The sequence below is a fragment of the Oribacterium sp. oral taxon 078 str. F0263 genome (assembly GCF_000469565.1).
Taxonomy (GTDB): Bacteria; Bacillota; Clostridia; order Lachnospirales; family Lachnospiraceae; genus Oribacterium.
Window position 1 is genome coordinate 24,076 of the sequence record NZ_KI273097.1, and the last position, 12,963, is coordinate 37,038.

Sequence of the window (12,963 nt, forward strand, 5' to 3'; positions counted from 1 at the left end):
CCCGGCGTTTAGCATCACTGTGAAGATAAGTCCCGTGTGTTCGGGACCGGGTTTTGGATAGGAACGAATCGATCTGCCGTATGCCCGTCCAACGCAGGACGCTCTCGCTCCGGCTGGCTGCGGCAGTCGGAGCGAGAGCGTCCTGGGCCGGGCGGGAAAACGGCAGGCCGCCAGAGAATAGAAGGATCAAAGACGGATGGATACAAAGGATTTTTACTTTGAGCTGCCAAAGGAGCTGGTGGCTCAGGATCCGCTCGAGGACCGCGCTTCTTCGCGCCTCCTCGTCATGGACCGAAGGAGCGGGAAGCTCACTCACAGACATTTTTATGAGATTACGGACTATTTCCGCCCGGGCGACTGCCTTGTCCTGAATGATACGAAGGTGATCCCGGCCCGGCTTCTCGGATGCAGGGAGGGGGGCGGAGCGAAGGTCGAGCTCCTTCTTTTGAAGCGGGAGACGAAGGATGAGTGGGAGTGTCTCGTCCGCCCCGGGAAAAAGCTTCGGGAGGGAGCCAGAGTCGAGTTCGGGGGAGGAATTCTGAGAGCGGAAATTCTCCGGACCGCGGAGGATGGGAGCCGTGTGGTCCGCTTCTTCTACGAGGGGATCTTCGAGGAGGTTCTGGACCGGCTTGGCGAGATGCCGCTTCCTCCCTATATCACCCATAAGCTCCGGGACAGAAGCCGCTACAATACCGTGTATGCGAAGCACGACGGATCTGCGGCAGCGCCGACGGCGGGACTTCACTGGACGAAGCCGCTCCTCGAGAGGGTGGAGGAGATGGGAGTGGAGATCGCGCGTCTCACACTCCATGTGGGACTCGGAACCTTCCGCCCGGTGAAGGCAGAGAGGCTGGAGGAACATCACATGCACTCGGAATATTATCGGATCCCGGAGTCGGAGGCCGAGAAGATGAACCGCTGCAAGTCGAAGGGCGGGAGACTGATCTGCACCGGGACGACCTCCTGCCGAAGCATCGAGTCCGCGGCGGAGGAGGACGGCAGGATCCCGGCGCGAAGCGGCTGGACCGATATCTTCATCTACCCCGGCTATCGCTTCCGGGCGATGGACGGCCTCATCACGAACTTTCATCTCCCGGAGTCCACCCTTGTCATGCTGGTCTCCGCCTTCGCCGGGAGGGAGCATATCCTCGAGGCCTATGCGGAGGCTGTGAGAGAACGCTACCGTTTCTTCAGCTTCGGGGATGCGATGCTGATACTGTGAGTTTTATTCCGGGGTCTTTTGCATAAGGATCATAAGAGGCCATGCGCTTTTTCCCTTCTTTGACGTAGCGATACTCACGGCATTCCGATGAAAATGCCATGGGACGAAGGCGGACTTCAAAGGGGAAAGGGCAGCAGCATGAGATAAGGCGTTCAGAAGAAAGAATGTCATAGGAAGATGATGGACTGGACTCAGTGGGGGCAAGAGGCTACATGATATAGGGCGTTCAGAGGGACAATATGTTATGGGAAGAGGGAGGGGCCGGAGGATGGCGGAGGAGAGCAAGAAAAGAGAGGAGATCAAAGCAGAGGGAATGGAGAAGTTCGAGGACGCGCGGCTGATCCGGGAGGCCTTCCGCGCGAGAGACTTTTCCTACAGCCCTTACTCGGGCTTTCAGGTCGGGGCTGCGCTGCTCTCGGAGGATGGGAGAATCTACCGGGGATGCAATATCGAGAATGCCTCCTACGGGGCCTCGAACTGCGCGGAGCGGAGCGCCCTTTTTCAGGCGGTCAGCGAGGGAGTGAGAAGCTTTCGGAAGATCGCGATTGTCGGCGGAGCCTCCGGAAGCGGGGAATTCTCCTACTGTGAGCCCTGCGGCATTTGCAGGCAGGCTCTCGCTGAATTCTGCGATCTTGAGAGCTTCCAGGTCCTTCTTGCGAGATCGGAGACGGACTACAGGATCTTAAGGCTCGGGGAGCTGCTTCCGCACGCCTTTCTCCCTGCTCACCTTTCGAAATAAACGGACAGAATGGATTTATCATAAAGGAGGATACCATGCCAACAGCGCACAACGCCGCAAAAAAGGGCGAGATCGCAGGAACGGTCCTGCTCCCGGGGGATCCGCTCCGGGCCAAGTTCATCGCGGAGAATTATCTGGATCAGCCGCGCTGCTTCAACACGGTCCGGAATATGCTCGGCTTTACGGGGAGCTACCGGGGGAAGGAGATCTCCGTCATGGGAGGGGGGATGGGCATCCCCTCTGTCTCAATCTATTCCTATGAGCTTTTCCATCACTATGATGTGGAAAATATCATAAGAATCGGCTCCGCCGGGGGGCTCCAGGAGGATATCGAGCTGAAGGATATCGTGATCGCGATGGGGGCGTGTACGGATTCGAACTATGCCTATCAATATGAGCTTCCCGGGAGCTTCGCGCCGATCGCGGACTTCGGACTTTTGGAGAAGGCAGTGCAGTCCGCCAGGGAGCGCGGGACAGTGCCCAGAGTCGGGAATGTCGTCTCCTCCGACATCTTTTACAATCAGTTCACGGATGTGAACCGGAAGTGGGCTTCCATGGGAGTTCTCTGCGTGGAGATGGAGGCGGCGGCGCTCTATATGAACGCGATCGCCGCGGGGAAGAGGGCTCTCGCCATTCTGAGCATCTCGGACCACCTCTTCCGGGAGGGAGAGCTGAGCGCGGAGGAGAGGCAGAACGGCTTCACGGAGATGATGGAGATCGCGCTGAATGCGGCGCTCAAGATCGATTGAGAACGGACAGGGAGAGCAGATGATCAATTATTCTGAGGACGAGAGGCTCTATCATATCGGAGTCGCGCCGTCCCGGGTGGGGAGATATGTGATCCTTCCGGGGGATCCGGGGAGATCGGAGAAGATTGCGGCCTATTTCGAGGGAGCGGAAAAGGTCGGGGAGCACCGGGAATTCGTCACCTATACGGGGAAGCTGGAGGGAGTCCCGGTCAGCGTCTGCTCGACCGGGATCGGCGGGCCCTCGGCTTCCATTGCGATGGAAGAGCTTCGGATCTGCGGCGCGGACTGCTTCATCCGGGTCGGCACGGCGGGAGGGATGGAGCTCTCCGTCGAGAGTGGGGATCTGGTCATCGCGAGCGGCGCGGTGCGCATGGAGGGGACGAGCCGGGAGTATGCTCCCATAGAGTGGCCGGCCGTCCCTGATTTTCATCTGACAGAGATACTGGTCCGGGCGGCGGAGACGCTGGGATTTCGATATCATGTCGGAGTCGTGCAATGTAAGGATGCCTTTTACGGGCAGCATAAGCCGGAGGAGCTTCCCGTGGGCTATGAGCTTCTTCAAAAGTGGGAGGCCTGGAAGAAGCTTGGCTGCAAGGCCTCGGAGATGGAGAGCGCGGCGCTCTTTACGGTGGCTTCCTATCTCAGGGTCCGGGCCGCGGCGGTCCTCTTCATCATGTCCAATCAGGAGCGAAATAAGGCGGGGCTGTCCAACCCCATAGAGCATGATACGGACCGGGCGATTCGCTGCTCTGTCGAGGCGATCCGACAGCTGATCCGGGAGGAAACGGGGAAGGAATGCCGGAAATAGAGAGAAGAAGACGCGGAAGCGCGGAAAGGACGGGATGCGGACTATGAGATATCGGAGAATATTTTTGATCGTGCTGGACTCCCTGGGGATCGGGAATGCGAGAGACGCGGAGCGCTTTTCCGACAGTGGGGCCAACACCTTTTCACATATCGCGGAGCGGGTCCCCGGGATGCAGATCCCGAATCTAAGCCGCCTGGGGATCGGGAATCTGACAAGCTTAAGAGGCATAAGTCCCGCCTCACGGCCTCTTTCCTATTATTGCAGACTGAATGAGGCGAGCAACGGGAAGGATACGATGACCGGACACTGGGAGATGATGGGCATCCGGACCGATAAGCCTTTCATTACCTTTACGGAGACCGGCTTTCCGAAGGAGCTTGTGGAGGAGCTTGAGAAGCGCTGCGGGAGGAAGGTGATCGGGAACAAGGCGGCCTCCGGGACCGAGATTTTGGATGAGCTCGGGGAGGAGCAGATCCGGGACGGAAGCATGATCGTCTATACCTCCGCGGATTCTGTCCTTCAGATCGCGGGTCATGAGGACCCCGCGATTTTCGGCCTCTCGGAGCTCTACCGCTGCTGCGAGATCGCGCGGGAGATCACGATGCGGGATGAGTGGAGAGTCGGAAGAGTCATCGCAAGACCCTATGTCGGTGAGAAAAGAGGGGAGTTCAAGCGGACCGCGAACCGTCATGACCTCGCATTAAAGCCCACGGGGCGAACCGTGCTGAATGTGCTGAAGGAGAAGGGCTATGACGTGATCTCCGTCGGAAAGATCAATGATATCTTTGTCGGAGAGGGGATCACGGAGGCGATCCGCTCCAAAAGCTCCGTAAACGGCATGGAGCAGACGATAGAGATCGCGGGAGAGCGGGACTTTACGGGGCTTTGCTTCGTAAATCTCGTGGATTTTGACGCGCTCTACGGGCACAGAAGGGATCCGGAGGGCTACGCGAGGGAGATCGAGAGATTCGATGCAAAGCTCGGGGAGCTTCTCCCGCTTCTCAGGGAAGACGATCTTCTCCTGCTCAGTGCGGATCATGGCAATGACCCGACCTTCCGGGGGACGGATCACACGAGAGAACAGGTTCCGCTCCTTCTCTATAATGAGAAACTGTCCGGGGGAGAGCTGCCGGAGCAGGAGAGCTTCGCGGTGATCGGCGCGAGCATCGCGGATAATTTCTCTCTGAGCCTGCCGGAAAACTGCATCGGAGCTTCCCTCCTTCCGCTCCTTCGATGAGAGAGCTTCCCTATTCCCCGGAGGAGCTCATGCGCCTTGCGATACGGGAGGCGAAGAAGGCGGAGCGAAACGGCGATGTTCCGATCGGCTGCCTCATCGTCTATGACGGGAGACTCCCGGGGAGCCGCGCAGATCAAAGGGCGGAGGAGCAGTCGATACGGCCCGGGGAAATCATCGGAAGGGGCTATAATCGGAGAAACCGCGACAAAAGCGCCTTAAAGCACGCGGAGATCAGCGCGATTTCGAAGGCGTGCAGGAGGCTCGGGGACTGGAGACTGGAAGACTGTACGATGATTGTGACGCTGGAACCCTGCCCCATGTGCGCGGGGGCGATCCTGCAGGCGCGGATACCGAGGCTTCTCTTCGGGGCGGAAAATCCGAAGGCGGGCTTCTGCGGCTCCGTTTTGGATATCCTGCAGCTTTCGGCGCTCAATCACCGGGTAGAGCTCCTGCCGCCGGTTCTCCGGGAGGACTGTAAAAGGCTTATGACAGATTTTTTCGGAAGGCTCCGGGCGCATTCCGTCGGAGAAGAATGAGCAGAATGGAAATGCCGGAAGAAAGATACTGAGAGAGCAGGCCTTGTATGCGGGGAAAAGAGAGGATATAGGATGAAGGAGGAGGGAGAGGGAAGAGCGAGAGGAGAGCGGGGAGAGAACGGGCATGAGGGAAAGTGCATCCTGGTCGGGGCCGGGGATTTCTTCGGCCTTCCCTTTCCTATCGGGAAAACGGATTATCTGATCGCGGCGGATGCGGGATATCTCCATCTTAAGGCGCTCTCTGTGAAGCCGGACCTTCTGATCGGAGACTTTGATTCCATGGAGCTTCCCGGAGGGAAGCGGGGCAGAGAGGAGAGGAAGGGGATCTCTATCTTTTCCGATTCGGAGAAGGCGGACTATCTCTCGCGGATCGTGCGCGGGGAGTACGAGGGCGTGGAGACCGGGAGGATCGATCCGGTAAAAAATGATTCCGACCTGCTCGCCGCCTGCCGCATCGGACTGAAAAAGGGCTTCCGGGAGTTCCACCTCCTCGGAGCGGGAGGGAAGAGGATCGATCACAGCATAGCGAACTTCCAGATCCTCGCCTTTCTCGCGGAGAAGGGATGCAGGGCCTATCTCCACGGAGAGACGGAGATTGTGACTGCGCTTCGAAACGGGAGCCGCCGTTTCTCCTCGGAGAGGAGGGGATATTTCTCCGCTCTCTCCTTCACGGATTTCTCACTGGGCGTGAGCGAAAGAGGCTTTCGCTATCTCATAGAGGATGTCAGACTCACAAACCTCCTCCCGACGGGACTTTCCAACGAATTTATCGGAGAGGAGGCGGAGATCTTCGTCCGGGAGGGCACGCTCCTGCTCATCTATGGACCGCCGTATTGAACCCCCGTCCTGGCCCTATGAAGTCGGCATGGACTTTCTTTCAACTTGCGAAGTCGCCCGGCCTTTGCTATAATCCATTTGCAGGGAAGCTTCTGGAACGTGCGCGTCTTCGCAATTTGAACCTACAAATATGACGTACGGGATTCCAAATATCTGTGATATTGATATAATGCCTTCCGTTTGGTTAAGGACTATAGAGCTATCCGTGAGGTAACCCACCTGGCAATATGCTAGGAGTCAAACGCGCAGCACGGCGCTCCGGGGCCCCTGTACCAAGAAGAGCATTCGGCTCCATATCCCGCGGGGTGTGGAGCTGCTTTTACTGTATAGGCCTCCGCCGGAAGGCGGAGAATGGATGCCGTAGGATTTCGGCATCCGAGAGGACCTGAGAGGACAGGAGCCGGCTGTCGAAGCTTTCAGAATTGCGGGGTGGGAGGCGCGGACCTTCGGAGGTTCCATGGACAGAGAAAAGTGGGATGAGCAGATTAAATGGGGACTTACGGCCTTCGCGGTGATTTCTGCGGCGGTGGGAGTCGCCTTTTTGGTATTTAACCTGAATATCATACGGGCTGGACTCGGAAGGATTCTGAATATTCTGACGCCGGTCATCTATGGGGCGGTGATGGCCTATCTCATGGCACCGGTCTATGATCTTACAGAGCGAAAGCTCAGGGAGAGGATGGAGCGCTATTTTCCGGGGAAGCGTTTCCCTCATTCCTTTGCCCGTTTCGCTGCGACCTTTTCCGCTCTTCTCCTACTCCTCCTTGTGAGCGGCAGTTTGGTCTATATTATGATTCCGGAGCTGATGAAGTCCCTGACGAGACTGAGCTCGACGCTTCCGGACAGCATTACGCTCTACTATGAGAAGATCAGCGGCCTTTTGAAATCCTATCCCGAGGCGAGGGAGGCCCTGAGCGCTCTGTATGAAGAGGCCTACGGCTACCTCTCCGGGCCCGGATCCTCCTCCGGCTCCGGCGGCGGCACGCTGATCCCGAATCTGCAGATGGCGGCGCTCTACCTCTCGAAGCTTTCCAGCGGGATCTGGTCCACTCTCACCTGGGTGAAGAATATCTTGATCGGACTCATCGTCATGGCCTACCTTCTGAACCTGAAGGAGCTGCTGATCGCGCAGTTCCATAAGCTCCTCTTCGCGCTGCTTCCGAAGGACGCGGCGCGCTCGGTGGTGGAGGAGCTCGACTATATCAACAGGATGTTCGGCGGCTTCATCATCGGGAAGATCCTGGACTCCATCATCATCGGCATCCTGACCTTTTTTGTGCTGAGCATCATGAGGATGCCCTACGCCATGCTGGTCTCCGTGATCGTCGGCATCACCAATGTGATCCCCTTTTTCGGGCCCTTCATCGGCGCCATCCCCTGTTTTGTGCTGATTTTCCTCGCAAATCCGCTCCAGGGACTTTACTTCGCCATCACGATCCTGGTGATCCAGCAGCTGGACGGCAATGTGATCGGTCCCCGGATTCTCGGAAATTCCACGGGGCTTTCCAGCTTCTGGGTGCTCTTCTCCATCCTTCTCTTCGGAGGGCTCTTCGGCTTTGTCGGAATGATTATCGCTGTCCCCACCTGGGCGGTGATTCTGAATCTGATCGCGCGGATCTCAAACCGGAGGCTGCGGGAGAAGGGGCTTCCCCTTTCCTCGGAGGCCTACCGGGAGGGAGAGCTGCCGGAGAAGAGGGCGCGGGGAGATCCGGGGAAGGAGGAGAAGGAGAGCGCAGGCGGAGAAGAGAAGAAATGATAAAGAGAGCGCATACAGAAGGAATGTATACAGAAAAAATACAAACGGAAAGGAATAAAAATGGATATTCGATACAGCGCGAATCAAAAGGATGCACGATACTATGACAGCGAGGAGCTCAGAGAGGAATTTCTGATCCAAAAGCTCTACGAGGCGGATAAGGTGCACGCTGTATATTCCCATGTGGACCGCATGGTGGTCTTTGGTTGTATGCCGGTCAAGGGAAGCGTGACGCTCGACCGGGAGATCAGCAGCCGGAAGGAGTTCGGCACGGACTATGTCCTCGAGAGACGGGAGATGGGGATCTTCAATATCGGAGGGGACGGCGAGATCAGCGCGGACGGCGTGAAATACGAGCTCTCCTATAAGGACTGCCTCTATGTCACGAGGGGCACGAAGGAGCTTAGCTTCCGCTCAAAGGATGGGAAGAAGCCCGCCAAATTCTATATGGTCTCCGCGCCGGCCCACGCCGCCTATGAGACGAAGCTTCTTACGATGAAGGAGGCGAAGCATCGGCCGATGGGGAAGAAGGAGCTCTCCAATGAGCGCGTGATCAATCAGTTCATCCATCCGGAGGTCCTGAAGACCGCGCAGCTTTCCATGGGACTCACGGAGCTCAAGCCCGGCTCGGTCTGGAATACCATGCCCTGCCACACGCATGAGAGGCGGATGGAGATCTATACCTATTTCGAGCTTCCCTCCGACCAGGTCGTATTTCATCTGATGGGGGAGCCGGATGAGACCCGGCATATCGTCATGCGGAATGAAGAGGCGGTGATCTCTCCCTCCTGGTCCATTCACAGCGCGGCGGGCACCCACAACTACAGCTTTATCTGGGCGATGGGGGGCGAGAACCAGGAGTTTGACGATATGGATCCCGTGAAGATGGAGGAGCTTCGCTGAAATAAGGGAGATTGAAAAAAGGAGAGTTTTGAAATGGCGACATTGCTGGAGAACTGGAGAACGAAGGCCTACGGAGATGAGCTGGGGAAGGAGGAGCAGAAAAAGCTCTGGCAGGAGTATTTTTCCCTGGAGAAGGGCTTCTATGAGGAGATTCTGAAGGACCCCTCCCATGTCTATGAGGGGAGCCTTAAGGAGCTCGCAGAGCATTTTAAGATCGACAGCTTCTTCTTTACCGGAGTGCTGGACGGCATCGACGAGTCTCTGAAGGGCTATCACAATCCGATCGAGAGCATGGATGAGGATACGGTCGTGACGATCGAGATCGATCCCGAGAAGCTTTACTACAATATGGTGGAGGCGAAGGCAAACTGGCTCTACGGCCTCCCCGAGTGGGATCAGATCCTCACGAAGGAGAGGAGAGAGGAGCTCTACAAGGAGCAGAAGAGGTCCGGAACGGTACGGAGGGAGGGGAGAAAGATCTATCCGAATGATCCCTGTCCCTGCGGCTCCGGAAAGAAATATAAAAAATGCTGCATGAGGGAGAATGCTGAATAATTATCCTGGCGTCAAACGGGAGAAGAGAACGGAGAAAAAACTCTAGGAAAAGGGACACAATAAGCGGAAATATACCGTAATTTCCTGTATAGTTTACCGTTGACGCTGAAAGCCCTTTATGCTAATATTCCAGTATTGTAATCAATTTCGGTTGCAATCGGATTTTGGAGGTTATCGCAATGAGAGGCACAGTAAAGTGGTTCAATAATCAGAAGGGATATGGCTTTATCTCTGATGAGACAGGCAAGGACGTATTCGTCCATTATTCCGGACTTGCGGGCGAAGGCTTCAAGTCTCTGGAGGAGGGACAGGCAGTGGAGTTCGATGTCGTGGACGGCGCGAAGGGGCCCCAGGCTACGAACGTGGTGAAGCTTTAAGTTTTCTCTGATAGATTGATTTTGATAGGATAGATCAAACTTTACTGTCAATACAGCTTGCAGTATCCGTTTATGCCCATAGAGCGCAAAGAGCGAATTGCAATCGAATCGAAACGAGGAATGAGAAGCGGGGCGGTGCCGAAGGGCGCCGCCCTTTTCGTCTCTCCTGCTCCGCTTTGGAGAGCAGAATCAGGAGGTCTATGAAGAGATCGACGAGGAAACTGAGTCTTTACGGCATGCTGCTTGCGCTCTCCATCGTGCTCGGCTATGTGGAGTCCATGATTCCCATTCCGCTCGGGATTCCCGGTGTAAAGCTCGGCATCCCGAATATCGTGACGGTAATCGCTCTCTATTCGATCGGAGCGCTTCCGGCCTTTTTGATTACTCTTCTCAGGATTCTCCTGATCTCCGCGTCCTTTGGGAACGGCGTCACATTCCTTTACTCTCTCTCCGGCTTCCTTCTGAGCTTTTCCGGGATGCTCTTTCTCAAAAAAATCGGCGGCTTCTCCCGGGTATCGGTGAGCGTTGCAGGCGGAGTTTTACATAATATCGGACAGATTTTCTCCGCCGTTCTCCTTCTCCGATCCGCTGCCCTCTTTTCCTACCTCCCTGTGCTCCTTCTCGCCGGCGTCCTCTCCGGGGGCGTCATCGGGCTCCTCGCGGGGCTTGTGACGGAGCGGCTTGGAAAAAATCTGCTTGACAAATGAATTCCTCGCCCTATAATATCCATCATAGATGAATAAATATCCATTTTGAATTTGCGGGAGGATGCTATGAAAAAGTTCTTGACAGCGGCGATGGCGGTAATGACGGCGCTTTCTCTGGGGGCCTGCGCGTCCTCCGCCGCAAAGAGCGGCGGGACGGAGAGCGCAAAGGATGCGTCTTCGGAGAGTGCGGGGGAGGCAAAGGCGGAGGGAAGCTATGCCGGGAAGACCCTGATCATGGCGACGAATGCGGAATTTCCTCCCTACGAGTATCATGAGGGGAAGGATATCGTAGGCATCGATGTGGAGATCGCGAAGGCGGTCGCGGAACAGATGGGGGCGAAGTTTGAGGTTTCGGACATGGCCTTTGACGCGATTATCTCCGCAGTGGACTCCGGGAAGGCGGATTTTGGCGCGGCGGGGATGACGGTCACGGAGGACAGGAAGAAGAATGTCGATTTCTCCGATACCTATGCGACATCCGTGCAGTCCGTCATCGTACCGGAGAACTCCGACATTAAGTCGATCGATGATCTGAAGGGGAAGAAGATCGGCGTGCAGCAGGGAACGACCGGGGATATTTATGCGACGAAGGACTACGGAAAGGATGCCATTCAGCCCTTCCCGAAGGGAGTGGATGCGGTCCTTGCGCTCGGAGCGGGGAAGGTCGATGCGGTCATCATCGACGGAAATACCGCAAAGGCCTTTGTGGCGGACCAAAAGGGGCTGAAGCTTCTGGACAGCGCCTATGCGGAGGAGGAATACGCGATCTGCGTAAAGAAGGGGAATACAGAGCTTAGGGACGGCATCAATGCGGCTTTAAAGGAGCTCAAGGCGTCCGGGAAGCTTGATGAGATCGTCGCGAAGTATATCAAGGCGGACTAAGCGAAGGCTGTATCAGGGCGGAATGAGCCAGAGAGAGCGGAGGACAGCTTGAATTTTATCGACAGATTCTATGTGGATTTTGTGAAGGATCAGCGCTGGATGGACCTCTTCGGGGGCCTTCTCAACACCATGACCATCACGGTCTTTGCCCTTCTGATCGGCGTGGCGCTGGGGCTTCTGATCGCGATCATCCGGACGACAGCGGACAGGACCGGAAAATGGAAGATCCCGGATTTCTTTTGCAGGATCTATCTGACCGTAATCCGCGGGACGCCTACGATGATTCAGCTCATGATCTTTTATTACTGCATCTTTGTGGGGCGCTTTTTCTCCGGTGTCTTCGTGGCTTCCATCGCTTTCGGACTGAACTCCGCGGCCTATGTGGCGGAGATCATCCGCTCCGGCATCCTCTCGATTCCGGCGGGGCAGATGGAGGCGGGCCGTTCTCTCGGCTTTAACTATGTGGAGACCATGCGCTATATCATCATGCCGCAGGCTTTTAAGAATGTGCTTCCGGCGATTTTCAATGAGTTTATCGTCCTGATCAAGGAGACCGCGGTGGCAGGTTACGTCTCCGTCCGGGATTTGACGAAGGGAGCCGACAATATCCGCGCACAGACCTATGACGCCTGGCTTCCGCTCCTTGCGGCGGGACTGATCTATCTGATTCTGACGATGTTCTTTACGACGCTGGAGAAGAAGCTGGAGAGGAGGCTGAAGCAAGGTGAGCGCTAGGACGGGAGAGGGAGAGGTTCTGATCCGGGTGGAGAAACTCGGAAAGACCTTCCGGAAGCTGGAGGTGCTGAAGGAGATATCGACGGAGATCCGAAAGGGAGAGGTGCTCTGCCTGATCGGCCCCTCCGGTTCCGGGAAATCCACCTTTCTCCGCTGTCTCAATCTCCTGGAGAAGCCGGACAGCGGGAGAATCCTCTTCGAGGGGGTGGACATCACGGATCCGAAGACGGATATCGACAAGGTGCGGCAGAGGATGGGCATGGTCTTTCAGCAGTTCAACCTCTTCCCGCACATGACGATCCTCGAGAATCTGACACTTGCGCCGATCCGGCTTCTCCACAAGGAGAAGGAAGAGGCGGAGGGAGAGGCGATGGAGCTCCTAAAGCGAGTCGGACTCTCGGAGAAGGCGAAGAATTATCCGCTCCAGCTCTCCGGAGGGCAGCAGCAGCGTGCGGCGATCGTCAGGGCACTCGCGATGAAGCCGGATGTGATGCTCTTTGACGAGCCCACCTCCGCTCTTGACCCGGAGATGGTAGGAGAGGTTTTGCAGGTCATGAGAGATCTCGCCGGGGAGCATATGACCATGGTGGTCGTGACGCACGAGATGGGATTCGCGCGGGAGGTCTCGGACCGAGTGATCTTTCTGGAGGGAGGATGCTTCCTGAGTGAAGGAGCTCCAGAGAGCTTTTTCTCTCATCCGGAGAACGAACGGCTGAGAGCCTTTCTCTCCAAGGTGCTGTGATTTGAGCTTCAAAAGGGGAAAGCTTTTTCGGGCTTTTCAGGGATGAGATTTTCGGGCGGCCATTGGCCGCCCTTTTTTCGCTGCGCTCTGTACTTGAGATTCGGCCTTAGATTAGATAGATTAGATTAGATAGGAGTGTTTCGATCCGCCGTTTGCCCGTCTAACGCAGGACGCTCTC

At 56.4% G+C, this 12,963-nt stretch carries 15 protein-coding genes; all 15 read left to right on the forward strand.

Annotated features, from left to right (window positions below):
- Positions 1-196 precede the first annotated feature (196 nt).
- The gene (gene queA / locus HMPREF1986_RS03070; protein WP_021773295.1) at positions 197-1,222 is read left to right on the forward strand and encodes a tRNA preQ1(34) S-adenosylmethionine ribosyltransferase-isomerase QueA; all 1,026 of its coding nucleotides are present in this window, start codon (positions 197-199) and stop codon (positions 1,220-1,222) included.
- Between the two features lie 268 nt (positions 1,223-1,490).
- The gene (locus tag HMPREF1986_RS03075) at positions 1,491-1,961 is read left to right on the forward strand and encodes a cytidine deaminase (RefSeq protein WP_021773297.1); all 471 of its coding nucleotides are present in this window, start codon (positions 1,491-1,493) and stop codon (positions 1,959-1,961) included.
- A gap of 35 nt (positions 1,962-1,996) precedes the next feature.
- On the forward strand, positions 1,997-2,710 hold the full coding sequence (gene deoD / locus HMPREF1986_RS03080; protein WP_021773298.1) for a purine-nucleoside phosphorylase: 714 nt from the start codon (positions 1,997-1,999) through the stop codon (positions 2,708-2,710).
- Between the two features lie 19 nt (positions 2,711-2,729).
- Positions 2,730-3,518 (forward strand): uridine phosphorylase, encoded by a 789-nt coding sequence (gene udp, locus HMPREF1986_RS03085; protein WP_036599074.1) that lies wholly within the window; start codon positions 2,730-2,732, stop codon positions 3,516-3,518.
- A 43-nt stretch (positions 3,519-3,561) separates the two neighbouring features.
- Positions 3,562-4,755 (forward strand): phosphopentomutase, encoded by a 1,194-nt coding sequence (locus HMPREF1986_RS03090; protein WP_036599076.1) that lies wholly within the window; start codon positions 3,562-3,564, stop codon positions 4,753-4,755.
- A 29-nt stretch (positions 4,756-4,784) separates the two neighbouring features.
- On the forward strand, positions 4,785-5,291 hold the full coding sequence (locus HMPREF1986_RS03095; protein ID WP_242837345.1) for a nucleoside deaminase: 507 nt from the start codon (positions 4,785-4,787) through the stop codon (positions 5,289-5,291).
- Positions 5,292-5,363: 72 nt separating this feature from the next.
- Complete coding sequence (locus HMPREF1986_RS03100) at positions 5,364-6,128, forward strand: thiamine diphosphokinase (RefSeq protein WP_021773302.1); 765 nt, start codon at positions 5,364-5,366, stop codon at positions 6,126-6,128.
- 457 nt (positions 6,129-6,585) lie between these two features.
- Positions 6,586-7,884, forward strand: a complete 1,299-nt coding sequence (locus tag HMPREF1986_RS03105; protein WP_021773303.1) for an AI-2E family transporter — start codon at positions 6,586-6,588, stop codon at positions 7,882-7,884.
- Positions 7,885-7,944: 60 nt separating this feature from the next.
- Positions 7,945-8,787: a 5-dehydro-4-deoxy-D-glucuronate isomerase gene (kduI, locus tag HMPREF1986_RS03110; RefSeq protein ID WP_009215527.1), complete on the forward strand. Its 843-nt coding sequence runs from the start codon at positions 7,945-7,947 to the stop codon at positions 8,785-8,787.
- Positions 8,788-8,820: 33 nt separating this feature from the next.
- Positions 8,821-9,342 (forward strand): SEC-C metal-binding domain-containing protein, encoded by a 522-nt coding sequence (locus HMPREF1986_RS03115; protein ID WP_021773304.1) that lies wholly within the window; start codon positions 8,821-8,823, stop codon positions 9,340-9,342.
- 179 nt (positions 9,343-9,521) lie between these two features.
- On the forward strand, positions 9,522-9,719 hold the full coding sequence (locus HMPREF1986_RS03120; protein ID WP_009215519.1) for a cold-shock protein: 198 nt from the start codon (positions 9,522-9,524) through the stop codon (positions 9,717-9,719).
- A 200-nt stretch (positions 9,720-9,919) separates the two neighbouring features.
- A complete protein-coding gene (locus HMPREF1986_RS03125; RefSeq protein WP_021773306.1) occupies positions 9,920-10,426 on the forward strand; it encodes a Gx transporter family protein in 507 nt (168 codons plus the stop codon).
- A 66-nt stretch (positions 10,427-10,492) separates the two neighbouring features.
- Positions 10,493-11,308, forward strand: a complete 816-nt coding sequence (locus HMPREF1986_RS03130) for a basic amino acid ABC transporter substrate-binding protein (RefSeq protein ID WP_021773307.1) — start codon at positions 10,493-10,495, stop codon at positions 11,306-11,308.
- Positions 11,309-11,356: 48 nt separating this feature from the next.
- A complete protein-coding gene (locus HMPREF1986_RS03135; RefSeq protein WP_021773308.1) occupies positions 11,357-12,043 on the forward strand; it encodes an amino acid ABC transporter permease in 687 nt (228 codons plus the stop codon).
- Positions 12,033-12,785 (forward strand): amino acid ABC transporter ATP-binding protein, encoded by a 753-nt coding sequence (locus tag HMPREF1986_RS03140; RefSeq protein WP_021773309.1) that lies wholly within the window; start codon positions 12,033-12,035, stop codon positions 12,783-12,785. Before HMPREF1986_RS03135 ends, HMPREF1986_RS03140 begins: the two co-directional genes overlap by 11 nt.
- The last annotated feature ends 178 nt before the right edge of the window (positions 12,786-12,963 follow it).

Coding starts and splice junctions, on each gene's coding strand:
- kduI (WP_009215527.1), top strand. CDS start 7,945: ATGGATATTCGATACAGCGCGAATCAAAAGGATGCACGATACTATGAC.
- HMPREF1986_RS03120 (WP_009215519.1), top strand. CDS start 9,522: ATGAGAGGCACAGTAAAGTGGTTCAATAATCAGAAGGGATATGGCTTT.
- deoD (WP_021773298.1), top strand. CDS start 1,997: ATGCCAACAGCGCACAACGCCGCAAAAAAGGGCGAGATCGCAGGAACG.
- queA (WP_021773295.1), top strand. CDS start 197: ATGGATACAAAGGATTTTTACTTTGAGCTGCCAAAGGAGCTGGTGGCT.
- HMPREF1986_RS03090 (WP_036599076.1), top strand. CDS start 3,562: ATGAGATATCGGAGAATATTTTTGATCGTGCTGGACTCCCTGGGGATC.
- HMPREF1986_RS03075 (WP_021773297.1), top strand. CDS start 1,491: ATGGCGGAGGAGAGCAAGAAAAGAGAGGAGATCAAAGCAGAGGGAATG.
- HMPREF1986_RS03130 (WP_021773307.1), top strand. CDS start 10,493: ATGAAAAAGTTCTTGACAGCGGCGATGGCGGTAATGACGGCGCTTTCT.
- HMPREF1986_RS03105 (WP_021773303.1), top strand. CDS start 6,586: ATGGACAGAGAAAAGTGGGATGAGCAGATTAAATGGGGACTTACGGCC.
- HMPREF1986_RS03095 (WP_242837345.1), top strand. CDS start 4,785: ATGCGCCTTGCGATACGGGAGGCGAAGAAGGCGGAGCGAAACGGCGAT.
- HMPREF1986_RS03115 (WP_021773304.1), top strand. CDS start 8,821: ATGGCGACATTGCTGGAGAACTGGAGAACGAAGGCCTACGGAGATGAG.
- udp (WP_036599074.1), top strand. CDS start 2,730: ATGATCAATTATTCTGAGGACGAGAGGCTCTATCATATCGGAGTCGCG.
- HMPREF1986_RS03125 (WP_021773306.1), top strand. CDS start 9,920: ATGAAGAGATCGACGAGGAAACTGAGTCTTTACGGCATGCTGCTTGCG.
- HMPREF1986_RS03100 (WP_021773302.1), top strand. CDS start 5,364: ATGAAGGAGGAGGGAGAGGGAAGAGCGAGAGGAGAGCGGGGAGAGAAC.